Source organism: Filimonas effusa (assembly GCF_004118675.1).
GTDB classification, from domain to species: Bacteria; Bacteroidota; Bacteroidia; order Chitinophagales; family Chitinophagaceae; genus Filimonas; species Filimonas effusa.
Map to the genome: position 1 here is coordinate 500,667 of NZ_SDHZ01000001.1, position 19,481 is coordinate 520,147.

Below are 19,481 nucleotides of genomic sequence, written 5' to 3' on the forward strand. Positions count from 1 at the left end.
AGTTCTGTTTCTGTTCCTCATCAAATATCTTTTATGCCTGCATGCAGGCTTCCGTTAATTGAATAGCTTCCATAGCTTCCTTTACATCATGCACCCGCAATATGGAAGCGCCGTTCAGTAGTCCTATCGTATGTAACACGGTAGTGCCGTTAAGCGCCTCTTCCGCAGTAGTCCCAAGGGTTTTATAAATGGTGCCCTTGCGCGAAATGCCAAGCAGCACAGGAAGCTGCATTACCCGGAACAGGTCCATCTCTCTTAACATCTGCAGGTTATGCGCTGTTGTCTTGGCAAACCCAAAGCCCGGGTCGAGAATAACATCCCGTATGCCGGCCTGTTTGCAGAGAGCCACCTGCTTTATAAAGAAATCGAGTACCTCACGGGTAACATGCTGGTAGCTGGCTTGTTGCTGCATGGTCTCGGGCGTGCCTCTCATATGCATACATATAAAAGGTGTCTGCAGTTGAGCCGCAGTAGCTAACATATGGTCATCGGCTAGTCCGCCGCTGATGTCATTGATGATACAGGCCCCTGCTGCCACCGCCTGGCGGGCCACGCTGGAAAAATAAGTGTCGATGGAAATATAGGCGTCCGGAAAGGCACTGTGAATAGCCTCTGTTACAGGCAATATACGATCAGCTTCTTCAGAGGCGCTTAACTGCGGATTGCCGGGTTTGGTGCTCTGGCCGCCAAGGTCCAGGAATAACGCTCCCTGTTCAAGCATCCTGCCCGCTTGTTCTACCGCCGCATCGGCTCCCTGTTTGCGGCTGCCTGCATAAAACGAATCGGGCGTAGCATTGATAATGCCCATTACCGCGGGCCGCTGCAAATGCAATAACCTGCCACGGCAATTAAGACTATAAGAAGAAAATGTTGGCTGCATCATTTGTAAAGATACCTGCTCTCAACGAAACGCAGGAACTCCACCGCTTGCTTTCAGCTAAAAAATGACAGGCACAACCGCCGCGGCGAAGTTGTGAAAAAAGAGACAGCAGCACAAGGTCTCCTCTCTTCCGGGAAAAGTAACGGGAATGCACTGCCTCAGAGGCTTCGTCTGCTGTGTTCCGGAAAAAAGGGAAGAACTGCACGGGAAAACGGGTGTCGGCGCTGTTAATTTATACTATAGTATATCGGAATGTTGCTATCTTACCCTGCCTGTGTAAGATGTTACGCTTTTACCCGTAAACCCGGCACTGCTGAAAAGCTGATACATCCGTAACAGGTCTGCCTTTGCTGCTGCTAATACCATAAAATGTAAATACTATAAATAAAATCCAATGAGAATCATTGTTTGCTTGTTATGCCTGCTTTACGTGCGCTCAGCTAACGCAACGGTAAAGCCCAATAGTCTTTTCAGCGATAACGTGGTCTTACAGCGTAACATGCCCGTACCGGTATGGGGAACAGCATCCGAAGGCGAAAAGATCACAGTTACCATCGGTCAGCAGCGCCTCGAAACGGTGGCGCAGAATGGTAAGTGGTTGGTGAAACTGGCGCCTATGAAAGCAGGCGGACCTTTCACCATGATCATCAAAGGAGAGAACGAAGTGGTTATTAAAAACATCTTGATAGGAGAGGTCTGGATCTGCAGCGGACAGTCTAATATGGAACGCCAGCTCGGCCCCAGGGGCGGCCAGAAGCTTATCAACAATTGGGAGAACGAAAGAGACAGCGCATTGTATCCCGAAATAAGGGAATTCCATGTCCCAAGAAAAGGCTCAGACGTTCCGGTGGAAGATGCCGGCAGTAAATGGGTCGTTTGTTCACCCGCTACAGTTGCTGAGTTTTCAGCCGTTGGTTATTTTTTCGCCAGGGATTTATACAAACAACTGAAAGTACCCATCGGCATCCTGTTTTCATCAGTGGGTGGTACGCCCGCAGAACACTGGACCCCACAGGCTACACTACAATCCACTGCCGCTTTCAGCGAAGTACTGGCCGAACATCACCGCAAGATCGAACAGTATCCCGCCACCCTCGAAAAATATAGAACGGAAGAAGCCGGCCTGCTCGAAAAATATCGCGCCGATTCTGCAAAGGCAAGTCAGGCAAGCAACCCCTTGCCCCGTAAGCCCTCCCGTCCTTCAAACGCTGCCAATAGCGGCGCCGCCGGCGGTTTGTATAATGGTATGATCCATCCGTTGAAGCCATTTGCCATCAGGGGCGTCACCTGGTACCAGGGCGAATCGAACAGGGATAATCCTGATTTCTACCAAAGTCTCTTCCCCGCTATGATCAATGGCTGGAGAACAGAATGGAAACAGGGCGATTTCCCGTTCCTGTTCGTACAGGTAGCCCCCTATCATGCGATGCCGCCTACTATAAGAGAAGCGCAATTAATGGCATTGTCAAAAGCGTCTAATACTGCCATGGTAGTAACAACCGACTGCGGCGATTCCGCCGATATTCATCCTACCTGGAAACAGCCGGTAGGCGCCAGGCTCGCATTAGCTGCCAGGGCATTGGCGTATAACGAAAAACTCGAATATTCAGGACCTCTTTTTCAGTCCATGAAGCTGAAAGGCAACCAGGCTGTTCTCTCATTTTCACATGCTAAAAGCCTGGTCGCAAAAGACGGTGAACTGCAGGGTTTTACAATCGCAGGAAGCGATGGCCGGTTTGTGCCTGCTACCGCTGTCATCAAGGGAACAACCGTACTGGTTTCCGCTCCCGGCATTCCACAGCCTGCTGCTGTAAGATATGGATGGAGTAATGTGCCGCATGTTAACCTGTTCAATGAAGCAGGCCTGCCCGCATCGCCTTTCAGAACCGACAAGCCGTAAGACGTTTGATCCCGGAGTAGAAGATAGGAAGGGGTATTTCCGGTCAATATTGTTGTTTTATAGCGTCATCTCCCTGAAAAGGATGTAGCAGTGCTGCCGATAATCTCTTATTTTTGGTCGCTAAATGATAACCGGAAATGGCCGATACGAATGTGCAATACGACCAGATAGTAGCCTCCAGTAAAGATATTTTTGTGAAGAAGACCATCGACTACGGAACCTCCTGGCGCGTATTGCGTACCATTTCTGTGGTCGACCAGATCTTTATCAAGGCCCTCCGTATTCGCACCATCCAGGAAAAAAAAGAGCAGAAGATCGGCGATGATATTCCCTCCGAATTCAAGGGTATCCTTAATTACGGCGTCATCGGCCTCATCCAGCTGCACCTCGGAAATGCCGGTATCGAAGACCTGCCGGCCGATAAAGCCGCCGCGCTCTACGACGGACAGCTGCAATTGGCCAGAACCACCATGCTGGCCAAAAACCACGATTATGGTGAAGCATGGAGAAATATGAGCCAGGAAAGCTTTGCCGACCTTATCCTCGTTAAACTGCTACGCATAAGGCAGATCCTGGCTAACGACGGTAAAACCCTGATCAGTGAGGGCATAGATGCCAACTATATCGATATCATTAATTATGCAGTATTTGCCCTGATATTATTATCAGAGACGGAATAAACGGGTGTGAGCAACCCAGAGAAGACGAAAGGGAACATATAGCCAGGACCACAATTAAATTTGATACAATGAAAGCATTATTGCAGGTAGTTAGATGGTTTGTTGGATTATTATTTATTTTCTCCGGGTTGATAAAGGCCAACGATCCGCTCGGATTAAGTTACAAAATGCAGGAATTCTTCGAGGTATGGGGATGGCATGCATTCCACGATTATACCTTGTTCCTGTCCATAGTAATGAATGTGTTCGAAGTGCTCGCAGGCGTAGCCATCATTATAGGTTGGAAAACCCGCCTGTTCTCATGGCTCCTGTTGTTGCTCATCATCTTCTTCACCTTCCTCACAGGTTACGCACTGTTCTCTACTAAGATCAAGACCTGTGGCTGCTTTGGCGACTGTCTGCCGCTATTGCCGGTGCACTCGTTCCTGAAAGACCTGTTACTGCTGGTGCTCACACTCGTGCTCTTCAAAAACCACGAAAAAATAAAACCACTATGTTCGCCGGCTGCCTCCGCACTGGCCCTGGTTCTAACGGTTGGTTTCACCATCGCTGCACAATGGTATGTTTTAAGATATCTCCCGGTAGTGGACTGCCTGCCCTATAAAAAAGGCAATAACCTGCTGGAGAAAATGAAAGCCCCCGCAGGCGCAGTGCCCGATAGCTTCGCTATCACTTTTAAATACCGCAAGGCGGGCAAGGACGTAGAATTTTCCGTAGATAGCCTGCCGGAGGATATCGATACCTACGAATACGTGGACCGCTACGATAAACTCGTAAGAAAAGGGAATGCAGTGCCTCCTATCGAAGACTTTACCTTAATGACCGCATCAGGCGCAGATACCGCCCAGGCCTTGCTGAATCAGCCCGGAACCTGGGTGATGATCCTTGCGCAAAACTTCAAAGAGTGGCCCAAAGCAGATGCCGGTGTTAAACAGGTCATAAACGCTGCAAATGCACAAGGGGTGCCGGTAGTAGTGGCTACACCTGCTCCTGCGGATGCCGGCCGTTATCTTGCCGGCGCTAAACTTACTGTAGTAGGCTGCGATGCCACCGTGGTAAAAACAGCCGCAAGGGTAGTGCCTACGCTTTTCCTCATGAAAGGAGCCAATATCCTTGAAAAGAAAAGCTACCGCCAAGCAGGTACATTCATCAAGCAAATAAAACCCTGATAAGATGCAGCTGCTTTTCCGCAAACTGTTCTATGGCTTATTGGTGCTTGCGGGAGTAGTGATGCTCGTATTCTTTCTTTTTCAGGGATTCGGCGACCCTGCCAGGCTCGTCCTCGGACAAACCGGCGACAGCGCTACCATCCGTAATATCAGGAATGAACTGGCCCTCGATCAGCCACGCTGGAAACAGTTTGTCTTCTACCTGAATGATGTCTCCCCCGTGGGAATTCATTCCGCAGAAGACATAAAGTCTAAACAGCTCAAAGGAATATTCATAGGAACCAACCCGCAGGTAGGGGTGAAAATACCCTACCTGCGGCGCTCCTATCAAACCAAACGCAACGTCTCCGAGATGTTGTGGGAAGCTTTGCCCCAAACGATCGTATTGGCCTTGGTTGCTATGGTTATTGCCACCGTATTGGGTATTTTTCTCGGCATTCTCGCCGCCGTTAAACAGAACACCTGGTGGGACGGATCAGCTATTTTTGCAAGTGTGCTGGGTATTTCTGTGCCATCCTTCTTCATGGGTATTGTCCTCGCCTATATTTTCGGCTTTGTTTTATCTGATTATACCGGCCTCCAGATGACCGGAAGCCTGTTCGAAGTAGACCCTTTTAAAGGCACTCATCTGCAGCTGCGAAACGTGATCCTGCCGGCAATAACACTGGGGATCAGACCATTAGCCGTGATCGCCCAGCTTACCCGCAGCGCTATGCTCGATGTGCTCGACCAGGACTTTATCCGTACCGCCTATGCCAAAGGCCTCAACCGCAGGCAGGTGGTGTTCGGTCATGCCCTTCGCAATGCACTCAACCCTGTTATCACCGCCATCACCGGGTGGTTCGCCGAACTGCTTGCTGGTGCATTTTTTGTGGAATATATCTTCGGCTGGAATGGAATAGGCAAGCTTACCGTTGATGCACTCGAAAAGCTCGATTTCCCCGTTGTAATGGGCAGTGTATTGATGACAGCCACCTGTTTCATCATAGTGAATCTCCTGGCCGATCTGTTGTATGGTATTGTTGATCCGAGAGTAAAATTCCGTTAGCACAGGCGCCTTCTTTTCACCTCTTTGCCCACCCCCGCTGCATTCCCTGGTCTTTTAGGAATTTTTATTTTATAACCGGTTGACGCTGCTTGCCATCACACTGTGTGGATCTGGTGGGTAGTCCGACAAAAAATCAATGCCTTATGTGTAAAGTATCCGCCTTATTGGCTACACGTGGCCCACGCATCTACTTTATAGATGCCAATGCTACCGTGCTCGATGCTTTGAGTGCGTTAGAATGTGAGAACCAGAGTTACCTGGTGGTAGTGCATCAGGGAAAGTTCGTGGGCGTATTCTCCGAAAGAGACTATTCACGTAAAGTCATCCTCCAGGGCAAGTCGGCCATATCAACCTTGGTAAAGGAAGTGATGAGTACTGATCTTCCCATCGTGAGCAGCGATGATAAGGCCGAACATTGTATGATGTTGATGAACGCTTACAAAACGCGTTACCTGCCTGTCTTCGATGAATTTGAATTTAAAACGGTTATCACCATTAACGATCTGGTAAAAGAAGCCTTCGACGATGAAGAGCTGGCGCACGTGGTAAAAGGCGTGATCGGAAATGGATGGGGAGAAGATGCCTATATGGGCAGGTCAAGAATTTATTAGGATAGGTTTTGTATCCCTGCGGCAGTCTGTGAAATACTGCTAACTGATCACTACCTCCAGGATAACCTTTTCTCCCATAACTTCATTAACGCGATCTATGATCGCGTTTTTTTGATACAATAGCTCCTGCTTTAATGGGCCAACACTGGTTTTAATGAACAGTGTCTGGTTCACGATCTGTATCTTGTCGGTATACTTGGCAATTGTTTTACCCATCAGCTGCTCCCATACTTCTTCGATCTGGATAGCGCGAATGCCATTCTTCAACCTGCTTTTATTGATAAAAGCCTTTAACGCATCACCAAGGTGTAACTCTGCCATGCAACAAAGATATAGACCCCTGTGCAGATGTCTTATCTCCGCTTCATATTTAATTTACCGCCGTCACGCGTCGGCGCTAACGCCAATAAGATTGCCTTTTACCTGCAGTTGTTCAAAAGCAGCTTCCAGCCGCTCTTTGTGTGTATCCGTAATGAATACCTGGCCCTGCTCGTTGATACAAACTTTTTGCAGGAGATTATGCATCCTCGAAGCATCCAGTTTTTCAAATACATCATCGAGCAGCAGGATGGGAGGGAAGCCTTTATGATCTTTCAGGATAAGGAACTCTGCCAGTTTTATAGCAAAGAGCAGGCTCTTGCGCTGCCCCTGTGAAGCAAGTGTTTTAAATGGCTGGCCATTCATCGTTAGATTAAGATCGTCTTTGTGAATGCCTGCTCCGGTGCGTTGCAGGTAAAGATCCCGCTGTTTGTTCTGCTGCAACAGCGCCGCAAAGGAAGTCTGGTGCAGCTGACTGTCGTATTGCAGCATCACCTCATCATTTTTGCCGGCTATGGAAAAATATTGTTCCTGCACATAAGGGATAAAGGTGTCTATGAACTGCACCCGCTGCTGGTAAATGAAATTACCCCGCACAATAAGCTGTTCATCCAGTATTTCCAGCAGGGCGCTATCCAGTCGCTGCTGCTCCGCCGCTGCCTTCAGCAGGCTGTTCCGCTGTTGTAAGATCTTGTTGTATTCTATAAGCTGCTGAAGATAATCCGATGATAATTGCGATAACAGGGTATCTATAAACTTCCTGCGCTCTTCACTTCCCGCAGTGATCAGCACAGTATCATCCGGCGTGATCATCACACAAGGATAACGGCCTATATGATCCGAAAACTTTTTATACGCTTCATCGTTCACCTGGAATTCTTTCCGGTTGTTCTCCCGAACAATACAAACCAGTTTTTCCTCCTGCTCCTGCCTTACCATCCTGCCTTCCAGGCGCATGCCCTGCAGTCCATGATGTACGCTCTGCGCATCGGTACGCGAAAAATAACTGCGCGTAAAACACAGGTAATAAATAGCATCCAGCAGGTTGGTCTTGCCGCTGCCATTTAACCCGTAAATACCGGTGATGCGCTCAGGAAAACTGAACGACTCATATACATAGTTGCGGAATTGTGTTAGGACAATGTTTGTTAACTGTAACATGCTCAACCCGCAAGCTAGCTAAAAACTATAGATTTTGTCTCCGTTTCCTCCCAACAAAATATCATCCTAATGACACCGCTCACCTGTGCGCCTCCTCAGCTTCACGCTCCTCACCATGCGATGCCCCTTTTATTCCCGACCATCGACTTTCGACTCTCTGCTCTCCCCCCTTCAACTCCTCCACAATCACCACCATCTGCCGTCTGTCATCTGCCATCCATTTTCATCAGCGACTTCAAATAAATCACCCCCATTTTACCGGCAATGAATTTCTTGGGCAACAAAGCCATGAACCTGCTGCCAAGCCGGTTCGTGAACCCGGGTATGTAATTGTACTTGCGGTGGGCGAAAGCATAAATAGCTTCTCTGGCAGCCTGCTTAACAGGCATCAGCCAGCTTTTCAGTTCTCCAAACTGTTCTGCCGCCGTCATTTCAGTGGCAATGCCACCCGGAGCATATACGGTGATCGAAAAATCCTTGTTCTGTAATTCATGCGAAAGCGCATTGCCAAAGCTCAGGATGAACGCTTTTGATGCAGAATAAGCCGCCTGGTAAGGCGCAGGATAAATGGCTGCCATGCTTGAAACCAGCATTAATCCCCCTTCCCGGCCCGATTGTTCAAAATGGGCCACCAACCCGTTTGTCATACGTACTACACCTACTACATTCGTCTGTAATATCGCTTCAAACTGTTGCCACGATAAAGCGGTATGCCTGCCGAAATAAGTAACGCCTGCATTGAGAATAGCACCGTAGAGCGCATTGCTCGTAAGGCTTTCCTGTAACACCCGTTCTATATCCGCAGCATTGGATAGATCAGCTGCGATGGTCTTTACCTGGATACCGGCGCCTTGCTCCAGTTCGTGCTTTAACGCTGTTAATTTCTCTTCACGGCGGGCTACGATGATAAGGTTGGCCTGGTGGTTGAATGCCAACTGGCGCGAGATCTCCTGGCCCAGCCCCGACGAGGCCCCCGTAACCATTACCCATTTGTTTTTGAACTGCAAACGCTTCATACTTGCCGTAAAACTAAAACAATAACCTATTCGTCTCTGGTTTTGCGAATTGCTATTTAAATTACTGCCGTCGTTTTTGACCATTAACTCCTATATTTGCCCCTCAAATTTTAATGACTGTGGCTACAAAGTTTTCTAAAGAAACTTATTTATACTGGTATGAGCTCATGCAGCTTATCCGCCAGTTTGAGTTAAAAGCGGAAGAAATGTATAAAATGGCTGGTAAGATCCGTGGATTTTTCCACGCTTACATTGGCCAGGAAGCTATTGCAGCAGGTTGTATGACCGCTACCCGCCAGGAAGATCCGTTCATTACTGCTTATCGCGACCACGGTTTAGGCCTGGCAAAAGGTATGAGCCCTAATTCCTGTATGGCTGAGTTGTACGGTAAAGCTACCGGTTGTGCGAAAGGTAAAGGGGGAAGTATGCACTTCTTCAGCAAAGAACATTACTTCTTCGGTGGTCATGGTATCGTAGGTGCCCAGATCGGTACCGGCGGTGGCCTGGCTTTCGCTGAAAAATATAAAGGTACCGACAACGTCGTACTTTGTTTCTTTGGTGATGGCGCTGCCCGTCAGGGTATGCTGCATGAAACTTTCAACCTCGCCATGCTGTGGAAACTCCCCGTGCTGTTCATCTGTGAGAATAACAACTACGCAATGGGTACTTCTATCGAAAGAACCTCTAACGTAATTGATATCTATAAACTCGCCGACGCTTACGAAATGCCTTCTGATAAAGTGGACGGTATGACCCCCGAAACGGTTCACGAATCCATTGCACGCGCGGTGAAAAGAGCCAGAGAAGGCGGCGGACCTACTTTGCTGGAAATGAAAACGTACCGCTACAAAGGGCACTCTATTTCTGACCCCCAGAAATACCGCACCAAAGACGAAGTGGAAGAGTACAAAGGCAAAGACCCCATCAATTTAGTGCTCAATACCATTAAAAAGAATAAATTCGCAACCGACGAAGAAATCGCAGCTATCGACGCAAGGATCAATGAAGCAGTAGAAGCCAGCGTTAAATTCGCCGAAGAAAGCCCATGGCCCGATGATAGCGAAGTACTGAAAGATGTTTATATCGACCAGAACTATCCTTTCATCGTTGACTAAGTTTAAAAAAATAGCCGGAACCCCGGTTCCGGCTCTAAGTTATAAATAGTATACACATCATGTCTGATAAGCATGTACCTCAGGTAGAATCAAGCGATGCTTTGCTGCGCACCCAGGCTTTCTGGACCCGCTATCAAAAACCTATTACAGGTGTACTCGTTGCAGCTGTTGTAGTGGTAGGCGGTTATTTTGGCTACAAACAATTTGTGGTAAAACCCAAAGAAGAGAAAGCCAATGAAGCCATTTATCATGCCCAGGAATTCTTTGCAACCGATTCTTTACGCAAAGCCCTGGACGGCGACGGTTCCAGCAAAGGCTTCTTATATGTTATCAAAAACTACGGCGGCACCAAAGCAGCTAACCTGGCTAAGTATTATGCCGGCGTGAGCTATTTACGCCTCGCCGATTTCAATAACGCCGTGAAATATCTGAAGGACTTCAGCACCGACGCTCCCCAGATCCAGATGATGGCCTATGGCTGCCTCGGCGACGCTTACAGCGAACTGAAGGATAAACAGTCCGACGCTATCTCCGCTTACAAAAAAGCAGCAGGCACTTTTGAAGACGACGAAGCCAACGCTTCCGAATATCTTTTCCGCGCCGCCTTATTAAGCGAAGTCAACGGTAAAACTTCTGAAGCGCTTGAATTGTACAAGCAGCTCAAAGAAAAATACCCCAGAACGGACAAAGGTTTCCAGGCCGATAAATACATCTATCGCCTGAGCATTGAAAAAAACGATTTTAGTGTAAAATAATGGCAACTAAAGGAAATAATGCACTGCTCAAAGGCATCCCTACTACAAAGGATGCCTTTGTAGTTATTGTGACAACAGAATGGAACGCTTCTATCATGAGCAAATTGCTCTCAGGCGCCCGCAAGGTACTGAATGAAGCCGAAGTGGCTTTTAAAGTGATAACAGTACCCGGCGCTTTCGAACTGCCCTTTGCCATCCGCGCTTACGCCGAAGGTAACAGCAAATCCGCCGACGCTTTCATTGCCTTCGGCACCGTAATCCGCGGCGATACCCCGCACTTCGACTATGTATGTAAAGCCGTAACCGACGGCGTCCTCTCTCTCAACATGACACTCGACGTGCCCGTTGTCTTTGGCGTACTCACCGTCGAAAACGAACAGCAGGCCCTCGAAAGGGTAGGAGGCATCCACGGCCACAAAGGCGAAGAAGCCGCCATCACCGCCCTTAAAATGATCGCGCTGAACAGGAAACTACGCAAATAATACGCTGAAATCAGTTAAAATGTCTTTATACAGCTGCGCCCGGCAAACTAGTGCCGGGCGCAGCTGTATAATGCTTTCCTGAAATGTATTAATTATTTTTACTTATAAGTGAAAATAGTCGTAATTTAGCTCATCGTTACAGTGTGTTTACTAAGCTATACCATATTGAGAAACTATCAGGGCGTAAAGGTTCAATATACTCTTTTTACAAAGCTGATGAACACGCAAAACGAGTTAGTGCCTTTACCAATTTTATTGAACAAAACGGCAGCTATCAGGATCAGGTGATTAATATTTTGAAGATGCTAAGGTCTATGTCTTCTAAAACCGGCTTTTCGGATACGTTTTTTAGACTAAATGAAGGCAGGCCCGGCGATAATATTTGCGCTTTTAATGATGATCCTGATGCTTATTTAAGAGTGTATTGTATTAAAATCACTGAGAAGATCTTTATCATAGGAAATGGTGGACCTAAAACAACGAGGACCTGGAATGAAGATGAAAAATTGTCAAAAGCGGTACACGAATTAATGTCTGTCTCAGCGGTTCTGCAGCACAAGTTAAATACAGGATAATTAAGGATTTCTGATGATGAATTGGAATTGGAAGGAAGCCTTATTTTAATACCAACGTAAATTAATACTGAGATGAATACTGAAAATGACAAACAACGCATAAACGGCCTGCAAGATGGCTTGCTGAATGATCTGCTAGGTAAAATTTCAGAACAGGAGCAGCAGGCTAGTGACGATAGAATGCTGATGTCTTTGAAGATCTATAACAGGATGAAAGAGCTCGGTCTTAATCAAACGCAGTTTGCCGCAATGGCAGGTAAGCAAGTATCTGTTATTTCCAAATGGTTGAGCGGTACGCACAATTTTACCATGGAAACATTAACCTTGATCTCAGGAATGCTGAATATACGGCTATTGGATCTGGAGGAACAACCCATTCACCGGATGGAATTGACCATAAAAGGAGATGAACATCTTAAGCCGGAGTGTATAGATGAAATTATAAATTCGGTCGGTGGTATGGCCGTAGCTTCTCAAAGCTTCAGCCTTTAAATGACCAGGAATGACTACATTGGACAAGCAATACAGGATCATAGGAGCAAGAGCAATCGATTTTAAATTCAATAAAGATCAGTTTGCTGCTAATAGCGCTTTCGACTATGACGTGAAGCAATTTGTAAGAATTGCTAATCCGGCTGAACAAGGTAGTAACAGGATCGTTGCGATACTGTCGGAAGTAGGCATTCGTGAAAAAGATAATGAATTGATGATAGCGATGATCAAGGCCGAAACGCTTTTTGAAGTGCTCAATTTTGATGCGCTGTTTACGAAACCAGCAGAAACACCCGCAAAAGGATATATAATAAATCAGCGATTTTATGAATCGATAGCAAGGGTGTCAATGTCTGTTACCCGGGGAATATTATTGGAGAAACTTTCAGCAACACCATTGAAGGATACAGTGCTGCCCCTGGCTCCCTTTGAATATTGAATGCGATAGTCAATTATACTTTGTTGCTGATGTTCACGCAACATAATTGAACACAGTTCCTACAACCTATCTACTTTTGAATTTACTTTGCTCCATGAACGTACAGATTTTCATCCCCTGCTTTATAGATCAGCTTTATCCTGAGGTAGGCTTTAATATGGTAAAAGTGCTGGAAAAGGCAGGGTGCTCCGTACAATACAATGGCAATCAAACCTGCTGCGGCCAGCCGGCCTTTAACTCCGGTTTCTGGGGCGAAGCCAAAGAAGTTTGCACCAAATTCCTCAAAGACTTCGAAGGCGCCGACTATGTGGTAGCCCCCAGCGCCAGCTGCGTAGGCTTTGTGCGTAACTACTACCAGAAGTTATTCGATAATTCCTCCCTGCACAACCAAGTCCGCTCGCTCGGCGAAAGAACATTTGAGCTCTCCGAATTCCTGGTAAAAGTGCTGAATATAGATGACTTCGGAGCCCGGCTCGATGGCAAAGCCACTTATCACGATAGCTGCGCAGGACTGAGGGAATGCCGCATAAAAGAAGAACCACGCCGCTTACTGGATAAGGTAAAAGGCCTCGAGCTGGTTGAAATGAACGATGTGGAAACCTGTTGCGGCTTTGGCGGCACTTTCTCCGTGAAGTTCGAACCCATCAGTATTGGAATGGCCGATCAAAAGGTCGCCAACGCCGTGGCAACAGATGCCAGCTACCTGATCAGCACCGATATGAGCTGCCTGATGCACCTCGACGGCTATATTAAACACAACGGCACCAACCTGAAGGTGATGCACCTGGCCGATGTTTTGGCAAGCGGTTGGTAATTGATAACTTTAAAGAAACATACTTATTATGGCTTCCTACTGGTTGGTAAAATCAGAACCTTTTAAATATAGCTGGGACCAGTTTGTAAAAGATGGTCAGACTTTCTGGGATGGCGTGCGTAACTACCAGGCCCGTAATAACCTCCGCGCTATGAAAAAGGGCGACCAGGTTTTCTTTTATCATAGCAATGAAGGACTGGCCATCGTTGGCATCGCCAAAGTGGTAAAAGAAGCTTACCAGGACCCTACCACTGAAGATCCCAATTGGGTTGTTGTAGATCTGAAGCCGGTGAAGAAACTTCCCCGCCCCGTAACTCTCGCAGAAATGAAAGCCGATATACGACTGGAAAACTTATCGCTGATACGCCAGGGACGCCTGTCTGTTTGTGCCGTATCCCCCGAAGAATGGGGCGCGATAGAAGACCTTGCAGGCCTCGCGTAAAACATACCAGGACTCCATGAAAAAAAGTAATGAGGCTGGCTGGTACTGTTTTAATGTGCCATGAGTTGTGTACACGGTATAGTAGCTTTCGCTTCCTGGCTTTCTTTAGCCAGTTCAATCAACCGGATGGTATTGTAGCCATGTTCCGGGCGTTCACTTAAAGGAGCGCCGTTAACGATAGTGTCATACAGGTGCTGGTAGTATTTGCCGAAACCGCCCTGTAAAGAAGGATAGATCTCACGGATCTCTTTTCCGTTAACAGTGGTATGTAAAAGGCCATACAGTTCGGCAGGCTCACAGCCCCAGTCGGGAGCCGTAGGTAACTGCCCCGTTTTTAGAATAGCTTCCTGCGGGTCTTCCCCACTCTTGATAAAAGAGCCAAGTGTGCCGTGAATGCTATATCTCGGTCCGGGTTCACGAACCAGCATGCCTGCTTTCAGGATCACTTTGGTAAAGCCATAGTCGAGCCGCAGATCAAAATAATCATCGGTAACAGCATGAGGCCTTTGCCTGCGGATGTCGGCGGTAATATGCTGCGGAAGACCAAACAGGCATAGCGCCTGATCTATCAGGTGTGGCCCCAGGTCGTATAATATGCCGCTGCCGGGACTATCTGCTTCCCGCCAGGCCCCTGGCTTGGGATCAGGACGGTATCGGTCGTAATGGGCTTCGTATTCGTGTACACTGCCCAGCATACCTTCTTCGATCACCTTCTGTATGGTAAGGAAATCGGCTGTATAACGACGGTTCTGGAAAACGCTTAGTATTTTACCGGCAGCCTTGCCGGCTTGTATCAGCTGCTCCGCATCCTCTGAAGTGATCGTAAAGGGCTTCTCCAGCACCACATGTTTGCCGGCAGCCAATGCCTGTAAGGCGTATGGAAGATGGGTTTCATTGGGTGTTGTAATAACAACCAGGTCAATGTCGCTTTGTAACAAGTCCTCTATGCTGCGCACGATGGTAGCATCGGGGAACAGCTTTTTGGAATCTTCCCTGTTCCTTTCCAGCACAGCCACTACTTCATATGGAGGCAGCACCTTTAGAAAAGGCGCATGCATCACCTGCGCAGCCATACCAAAACCTACCAATCCTACTTTTAGCATACGTTGATATGTTAACCGGTTAAACCTACATGAACATCGATATCGGGGTTCTCCATGAGGAAGAACGCCATTTCATCGTTCATGGTAAAGCCCTTTTCAAAGGTATATAGCGTGATCTTGATATTCTCTTTGGGCTCGTGGATCATGAATCGCAGCGAAGAACTGCCGGGATAGGTCTTTACATTCTTCTCCACAAAGGTCACAAACTGCTCCGATACGGCAGCAGGATGCATACACAGCTCCAGCTGTTTGGTCAGGCTTTGTTTAATAGATTCCAGCAGCGAAAGACTGGCAATCTTAAATTCATACTGACCGGTATTGAACCTTTGTTTGAAGAAGCCGTTCACCAGCACGTTCTTACCTTTTTCAAGATAGTTCTGGTAACGGACATAATCGTCGCCAAACAACGCCAGCTCCGTTTTACCGCTGAAATCCTCTATGGCCAGTATCCCAAAGTTGCGCCCTGTTTTCGTAACACGATGCTGCGCATCTATTACCAGCCCCGCAATACGGAAGTTACGGCTGCCGGCAGATGCCTGCAGGGTTACGGAATCTTTTACTTCGTTGAAATCACTGAGCTGCATGATGCCATAATGCTTCAGTTCAAAACGGAAGTGATCGAGCGGGTGACCGCTGATAAAGATCCCGGTTACCTCTTTTTCATAATCCAGCTTTTCAATCAAACCCCATTCTTCACAAGGCATTATTTTTGGAGGCGGAATTTCCTGCATCACCGCATCTCCAAACAGGCTGTTATTGGTTTGCACCAGGTTGGCCTGGTACTGGTTTCCAAATTGAATGATCCGTTCCAGGTTGCTGCGGGTATCGTCTTTAGGGACAAAGAAGAACTGCCCCCTGTGCATATCAGCAAAACAGTCGAAGCTGCCGGAATACACAAGGCTTTCCATCGACTTCTTGTTGACCGCCCGCTGGTTGATACGTTTTACAAAATCAAAAATATCGGCATAAGGTCCGTTCTTGCGTTCATCTATCACACTTTCAATAGCGGCATCGCCCACGCCTTTCAGACCACCGAAACCAAAGCGGATCTCCCCTTTGCGGTTAGGGGCAAAACCTTTCTTGGATTCATTGATATCCGGACCAAGTACTTTAATGCCCATGCGCTTACACTCTTCCATGAAGAAGGTGATCTTTTCAATACTACCCGCATGGTTAAGTACGGCGGCCATATATTCGGCGGGGTAGTGTGCTTTCAGGTAGGCTGTCTGGTAAGCTACAAATGCATAACAGGTAGAATGCGATTTGTTGAAGGCGTATTGCGCAAACGCTTCCCAGTCGGTCCATACCTTGTCAAGCACTTCTTCAGGATGGCCTTTGGCTACGGCGCCTTTTACGAACTGGGCTTTCATTTTGTCCAGTACCGCCTTTTGCTTTTTACCCATCGCCTTACGCAGTACGTCGGCATCACCCTTGGAGAAGCCTGCCAGCTTTTGCGACAGCAACATCACCTGTTCCTGGTATACCGTGATACCATAGGTGTCGGAGAGATATTCTTCCATGTCTGCGAGGTCATAACTGATCTCTTCGCGGCCATGTTTACGGTCAATGAAGTTGGGGATGTACGCGATAGGACCCGGGCGGTACAAGGCGTTCATCGCAATAAGATCGGCAAACTTATCCGGCTTTAGTTCACGCAGGTACTTTTGCATACCCGGACTTTCAAACTGGAATGTAGCGTTGGTCTCTCCTTTCTGATACAGGTCGAAAGTTAAAGGATCGTCCAGCGGTACATCGTCTGGCGTTATATCGATATTGTGGTTCTGCTTAATGAGTTCGAGCGCCGTTTTGATGATGGAAAGGGTTTTCAAACCCAGGAAGTCCATCTTGATTACACCGGCGTCTTCAATGATGCTGCCTTCAAATTGGGTAACCCAGAGGTCGGAGTCTTTCGCAGTAGACACCGGCAGCAGGTCGGTGAGGTCACGCGGGGCGATGATGATACCCGCCGCGTGGATACCGGTGTTCCGTACAGAACCTTCGAGACGTTCTGCTTCCCGCAGCACCTCGGCGCGGAGATCGTTACCCTGGTATATTTCCCGCAGGCGGCGTACATTCTCCAGGTCATCCGGGCCGATACCTTCTTTTTCCTCCAGCGATTTAGGTCCTTCCTTGGCTGTCAGCGGCGCCTGCAGTACACGGCCCAGCTCGGTACCGGGTTTGTCGGGCACCATCTTCGCCAGGGCATTCGATTCAGGCAGTGGCAGGTCCATTGCACGCGCCACGTCCTTGATACTCATCTTGGCGGCCATAGTACCGTAGGTGATGATCTGGGCCACCTGGTTTTTGCCGTATTTGTCAACAACGTAGTTGATCACCCGCTGACGGCCTTCATCATCGAAGTCCGTATCGATATCGGGCATCGACTTACGATCCGGGTTAAGGAAACGTTCGAACAGCAGGTTGTACTTGATAGGGTCGATATTGGTGATGCCAATACAGTAAGCCACCGCACTGCCTGCCGCAGATCCACGGCCAGGACCAATGAATACACCCATATCGCGGCCGGCCTTGATAAAGTCCGATACAATAAGGAAGTAACCCGCAAATCCCATGGTTTTAATAGTGAACAGCTCAAAGTCGAGCCGCTCCCTTACATGCTCTTCTATTTCTCCATAACGCTGGCGGGCGCCTTCGTAGGTAAGATAATGCAGGTAGTTCCACTGGTTGATATTGGCATCGTCGCCGGTCTGGAATTCCTTTGGAATAGGGAAGGCCGGCAGCAGGATGTCTTTTTTCAGGTTCAGCACTTCAACCCGGTCAATGATCATATTGGTATTATCGATCGACTCGGGAATATCACTGAACAACTGTTTCATTTCGTCAGTGGTCTTGAAATAGAACTGGTCGTTCGGGAATTTGAAACGCCTGTTCTTCACCTGCGTATCGTCGTTCACGAAATCATCAAAACCGGGTGTGCTTTTCTTTTCACCGGTGTTGATACATAAAAGGATATCGTGCGCGTTATAATCTTCCCGGTCGGTATAATGACTGTCATTGGTAGCAATAACAGGTACATTGAATTTCTTTGCGAATTTGAGCAGGGTGGCATTGATGATCTCCTGTTCCTTGATCTCGTGCCGCTGTATTTCTATGATGAAATCTTCTCCAAACAGGTTGAGCCACCATTTGAACTCTTTCTCCGCTTCCGCTTCACCATGGTTCAGGATGGCCTGTGGAACAGAGGCGCCTATACAACAGGTGGTAGCGATAAGCCCCTCATGGTATTTTTCGATCAGCTTTTTATCGATACGGGGATATTTACCATATAAACCATCGATAAAACCCATGGAAGTGAGCTTCACGAGGTTCTGGTAGCCAACTTTGTTCTTGGCAAGTAATACCTGGTGCATCCTGTTATCCCTTACATCTTTAGAGAAGGTTTTACGGGTCATGTCTTCCACCACGTAAAATTCACAGCCTACAATGGGTTTTACCACCGGTTCGGTGATGTCTTTGCCGTTTTCGTCTTTACCTGTTACTTTGGTGTTTTTCCAGGCCTGGTTAACGAAATCGAATACGCCGAACATGTTGCCGTGGTCGGTGATAGCCAGGGCAGGCATATTATCCTTCATGGCCTTTTTATAAAGGGCGTCAATGGAGGCCGCCCCATCGAGCAGAGAATACTGGGTATGGACGTGTAAGTGAGAAAATTGGCACATATCTGCAAATTTCGGAATTATAATGGCCCCGCGTGCGGCATTTTTCCACATTAACTTTCCCGTTTCAAGTTTCGCATTTATTTTGCAACAATGTTATCGATTCGCTGGAAGCAAATATTGTATGGTACTGTAATGGTGATGGCTTTTGCCAGTTGCAAAAGCATCAAGGGGATAGGCGCCAAAGACCATTCTACCGCCAAAACAAGGAAAACCAATATCGGTCGCTCAGGCGACGTGAAATTCCTGGATGATATTTCCGTAAAACCCGGATCGGTGGTTACGTCTAAACACGCCAGCTCCGGCGGCTCCCGCAGGTCGCGGCCTGCAGCATCTGAAATGGTGGTGGCGCCCGGCGATGTGAATATTGAAAGAGCCGACTGGCTGCAACTCAAATATGCCATAGTGCTCGATGCTACCGTTGAAAAGCTGAAAAACCTGGAACTGCTCCGCTCAATTGATCATTGGTGGGGTACCCGCTATTGCCTCGGAGGAAATACCGAGAACTGTATCGACTGCTCCGGCTTTACTTTGGCGGTTATGCGCGATGTTTACGGGAAAGCTTTACCACGTACAGCCCAGGAACAATATGATAAAAGCGACAGGCTTGAAACGGAAGACCTGCAGGAAGGCGATCTTGTATTCTTCCATACTTCCGGAAGGGCTATCTCGCATGTAGGCATTTACCTGCTGAACAATAAATTCGTACATGCCGCTACCAGCAACGGCGTTATGGTCAGCGACCTGAACGATCCTTACTGGAAGCCCCGTTACCGCGGCGCCGGCAGGTTTGGCAGATAAAAG

At 47.8% G+C, this 19,481-nt stretch carries 20 protein-coding genes; 14 read left to right on the forward strand and 6 right to left on the reverse strand.

All coding sequences use genetic code 11. The annotated features are described in order from the left end of the window. Positions 1-31 precede the first annotated feature (31 nt). A complete protein-coding gene (gene folP / locus ESB13_RS01830; RefSeq protein ID WP_246022403.1) occupies positions 32-883 on the reverse strand; it encodes a dihydropteroate synthase in 852 nt (283 codons plus the stop codon). 391 nt (positions 884-1,274) lie between these two features. Between folP and ESB13_RS01835 the strand changes: the two genes are divergently transcribed. The 5 genes from ESB13_RS01835 (at position 1,275) to ESB13_RS01855 (ending at position 6,288) form a co-directional block, all read left to right on the forward strand. Next, positions 1,275-2,780 (forward strand): sialate O-acetylesterase, encoded by a 1,506-nt coding sequence (locus ESB13_RS01835; RefSeq protein ID WP_129001331.1) that lies wholly within the window; start codon positions 1,275-1,277, stop codon positions 2,778-2,780. Between the two features lie 137 nt (positions 2,781-2,917). After that, positions 2,918-3,460 (forward strand): DUF1599 domain-containing protein, encoded by a 543-nt coding sequence (locus tag ESB13_RS01840; RefSeq protein ID WP_129001332.1) that lies wholly within the window; start codon positions 2,918-2,920, stop codon positions 3,458-3,460. A gap of 68 nt (positions 3,461-3,528) precedes the next feature. Then, positions 3,529-4,629, forward strand: a complete 1,101-nt coding sequence (locus tag ESB13_RS01845; protein WP_129001333.1) for a BT_3928 family protein — start codon at positions 3,529-3,531, stop codon at positions 4,627-4,629. 4 nt (positions 4,630-4,633) lie between these two features. Beyond that, complete coding sequence (locus ESB13_RS01850) at positions 4,634-5,677, forward strand: ABC transporter permease (protein WP_129001334.1); 1,044 nt, start codon at positions 4,634-4,636, stop codon at positions 5,675-5,677. A 143-nt stretch (positions 5,678-5,820) separates the two neighbouring features. Further along, positions 5,821-6,288 (forward strand): CBS domain-containing protein, encoded by a 468-nt coding sequence (locus ESB13_RS01855; RefSeq protein ID WP_129001335.1) that lies wholly within the window; start codon positions 5,821-5,823, stop codon positions 6,286-6,288. A 39-nt stretch (positions 6,289-6,327) separates the two neighbouring features. On the opposite strand, the gene ESB13_RS01860 is transcribed toward ESB13_RS01855, so the two are convergent. The 3 genes from ESB13_RS01860 to ESB13_RS01870 form a co-directional block, all read right to left on the reverse strand. Then, on the reverse strand, positions 6,328-6,609 hold the full coding sequence (locus tag ESB13_RS01860) for a DUF721 domain-containing protein (protein WP_129001336.1): 282 nt from the start codon (positions 6,607-6,609) through the stop codon (positions 6,328-6,330). 63 nt (positions 6,610-6,672) lie between these two features. Beyond that, on the reverse strand, positions 6,673-7,767 hold the full coding sequence (recF, locus tag ESB13_RS01865) for a DNA replication/repair protein RecF (RefSeq protein WP_129001337.1): 1,095 nt from the start codon (positions 7,765-7,767) through the stop codon (positions 6,673-6,675). A gap of 206 nt (positions 7,768-7,973) precedes the next feature. Beyond that, on the reverse strand, positions 7,974-8,783 hold the full coding sequence (locus tag ESB13_RS01870) for an SDR family NAD(P)-dependent oxidoreductase (RefSeq protein ID WP_164974065.1): 810 nt from the start codon (positions 8,781-8,783) through the stop codon (positions 7,974-7,976). Positions 8,784-8,896: 113 nt separating this feature from the next. On the opposite strand from ESB13_RS01870, the gene pdhA reads away from it, so the two are divergent. The 8 genes from pdhA (at position 8,897) to ESB13_RS01910 (ending at position 13,897) form a co-directional block, all read left to right on the forward strand. Beyond that, positions 8,897-9,898: a pyruvate dehydrogenase (acetyl-transferring) E1 component subunit alpha gene (gene pdhA / locus ESB13_RS01875; RefSeq protein WP_181955284.1), complete on the forward strand. Its 1,002-nt coding sequence runs from the start codon at positions 8,897-8,899 to the stop codon at positions 9,896-9,898. A gap of 59 nt (positions 9,899-9,957) precedes the next feature. After that, positions 9,958-10,653, forward strand: a complete 696-nt coding sequence (locus ESB13_RS01880; protein ID WP_129001340.1) for a tetratricopeptide repeat protein — start codon at positions 9,958-9,960, stop codon at positions 10,651-10,653. Then, complete coding sequence (ribH, locus tag ESB13_RS01885) at positions 10,653-11,135, forward strand: 6,7-dimethyl-8-ribityllumazine synthase (RefSeq protein WP_129001341.1); 483 nt, start codon at positions 10,653-10,655, stop codon at positions 11,133-11,135. Before ESB13_RS01880 ends, ribH begins: the two co-directional genes overlap by 1 nt. A 143-nt stretch (positions 11,136-11,278) precedes the next feature. Next, on the forward strand, positions 11,279-11,710 hold the full coding sequence (locus tag ESB13_RS01890) for a hypothetical protein (RefSeq protein ID WP_129001342.1): 432 nt from the start codon (positions 11,279-11,281) through the stop codon (positions 11,708-11,710). 72 nt (positions 11,711-11,782) lie between these two features. Continuing rightward, on the forward strand, positions 11,783-12,202 hold the full coding sequence (locus tag ESB13_RS01895) for a helix-turn-helix domain-containing protein (RefSeq protein WP_129001343.1): 420 nt from the start codon (positions 11,783-11,785) through the stop codon (positions 12,200-12,202). 10 nt (positions 12,203-12,212) lie between these two features. Then, a complete protein-coding gene (locus ESB13_RS01900) occupies positions 12,213-12,641 on the forward strand; it encodes a hypothetical protein (protein ID WP_129001344.1) in 429 nt (142 codons plus the stop codon). A 94-nt stretch (positions 12,642-12,735) separates the two neighbouring features. Next, entirely contained in the window at positions 12,736-13,455 is a 720-nt protein-coding gene (locus ESB13_RS01905) for a (Fe-S)-binding protein (RefSeq protein ID WP_129001345.1), read from the forward strand. A gap of 28 nt (positions 13,456-13,483) precedes the next feature. Continuing rightward, on the forward strand, positions 13,484-13,897 hold the full coding sequence (locus tag ESB13_RS01910) for an EVE domain-containing protein (protein WP_129001346.1): 414 nt from the start codon (positions 13,484-13,486) through the stop codon (positions 13,895-13,897). 50 nt (positions 13,898-13,947) lie between these two features. Here ESB13_RS01910 and ESB13_RS01915 read toward each other — a convergent pair whose 3' ends face one another. Both ESB13_RS01915 and dnaE read right to left on the reverse strand, forming a co-directional pair. Further along, complete coding sequence (locus ESB13_RS01915) at positions 13,948-15,000, reverse strand: Gfo/Idh/MocA family oxidoreductase (RefSeq protein ID WP_129001347.1); 1,053 nt, start codon at positions 14,998-15,000, stop codon at positions 13,948-13,950. A gap of 11 nt (positions 15,001-15,011) precedes the next feature. Beyond that, positions 15,012-18,680, reverse strand: a complete 3,669-nt coding sequence (gene dnaE, locus ESB13_RS01920) for a DNA polymerase III subunit alpha (RefSeq protein ID WP_129001348.1) — start codon at positions 18,678-18,680, stop codon at positions 15,012-15,014. A 90-nt stretch (positions 18,681-18,770) separates the two neighbouring features. On the opposite strand from dnaE, the gene ESB13_RS01925 reads away from it, so the two are divergent. Continuing rightward, the gene (locus tag ESB13_RS01925) at positions 18,771-19,478 is read left to right on the forward strand and encodes a C40 family peptidase (RefSeq protein ID WP_129001349.1); all 708 of its coding nucleotides are present in this window, start codon (positions 18,771-18,773) and stop codon (positions 19,476-19,478) included. Positions 19,479-19,481: the final 3 nt, after the last annotated feature.

Excerpts from the sequence above, each read along its gene's own strand:
- folP (WP_246022403.1), bottom strand. The coding sequence starts at position 883 with ATGATGCAGCCAACATTTTCTTCTTATAGTCTTAATTGCCGTGGCAGG.
- ESB13_RS01835 (WP_129001331.1), top strand. The coding sequence starts at position 1,275 with ATGAGAATCATTGTTTGCTTGTTATGCCTGCTTTACGTGCGCTCAGCT.
- ESB13_RS01840 (WP_129001332.1), top strand. The coding sequence starts at position 2,918 with ATGGCCGATACGAATGTGCAATACGACCAGATAGTAGCCTCCAGTAAA.
- ESB13_RS01845 (WP_129001333.1), top strand. The coding sequence starts at position 3,529 with ATGAAAGCATTATTGCAGGTAGTTAGATGGTTTGTTGGATTATTATTT.
- ESB13_RS01850 (WP_129001334.1), top strand. The coding sequence starts at position 4,634 with ATGCAGCTGCTTTTCCGCAAACTGTTCTATGGCTTATTGGTGCTTGCG.
- ESB13_RS01855 (WP_129001335.1), top strand. The coding sequence starts at position 5,821 with ATGTGTAAAGTATCCGCCTTATTGGCTACACGTGGCCCACGCATCTAC.
- ESB13_RS01860 (WP_129001336.1), bottom strand. The coding sequence starts at position 6,609 with ATGGCAGAGTTACACCTTGGTGATGCGTTAAAGGCTTTTATCAATAAA.
- recF (WP_129001337.1), bottom strand. The coding sequence starts at position 7,767 with ATGTTACAGTTAACAAACATTGTCCTAACACAATTCCGCAACTATGTA.
- ESB13_RS01870 (WP_164974065.1), bottom strand. The coding sequence starts at position 8,783 with ATGAAGCGTTTGCAGTTCAAAAACAAATGGGTAATGGTTACGGGGGCC.
- pdhA (WP_181955284.1), top strand. The coding sequence starts at position 8,897 with ATGACTGTGGCTACAAAGTTTTCTAAAGAAACTTATTTATACTGGTAT.
- ESB13_RS01880 (WP_129001340.1), top strand. The coding sequence starts at position 9,958 with ATGTCTGATAAGCATGTACCTCAGGTAGAATCAAGCGATGCTTTGCTG.
- ribH (WP_129001341.1), top strand. The coding sequence starts at position 10,653 with ATGGCAACTAAAGGAAATAATGCACTGCTCAAAGGCATCCCTACTACA.
- ESB13_RS01895 (WP_129001343.1), top strand. The coding sequence starts at position 11,783 with ATGAATACTGAAAATGACAAACAACGCATAAACGGCCTGCAAGATGGC.
- ESB13_RS01900 (WP_129001344.1), top strand. The coding sequence starts at position 12,213 with ATGACTACATTGGACAAGCAATACAGGATCATAGGAGCAAGAGCAATC.
- ESB13_RS01905 (WP_129001345.1), top strand. The coding sequence starts at position 12,736 with ATGAACGTACAGATTTTCATCCCCTGCTTTATAGATCAGCTTTATCCT.
- ESB13_RS01910 (WP_129001346.1), top strand. The coding sequence starts at position 13,484 with ATGGCTTCCTACTGGTTGGTAAAATCAGAACCTTTTAAATATAGCTGG.
- ESB13_RS01915 (WP_129001347.1), bottom strand. The coding sequence starts at position 15,000 with ATGCTAAAAGTAGGATTGGTAGGTTTTGGTATGGCTGCGCAGGTGATG.
- dnaE (WP_129001348.1), bottom strand. The coding sequence starts at position 18,680 with ATGTGCCAATTTTCTCACTTACACGTCCATACCCAGTATTCTCTGCTC.
- ESB13_RS01925 (WP_129001349.1), top strand. The coding sequence starts at position 18,771 with ATGTTATCGATTCGCTGGAAGCAAATATTGTATGGTACTGTAATGGTG.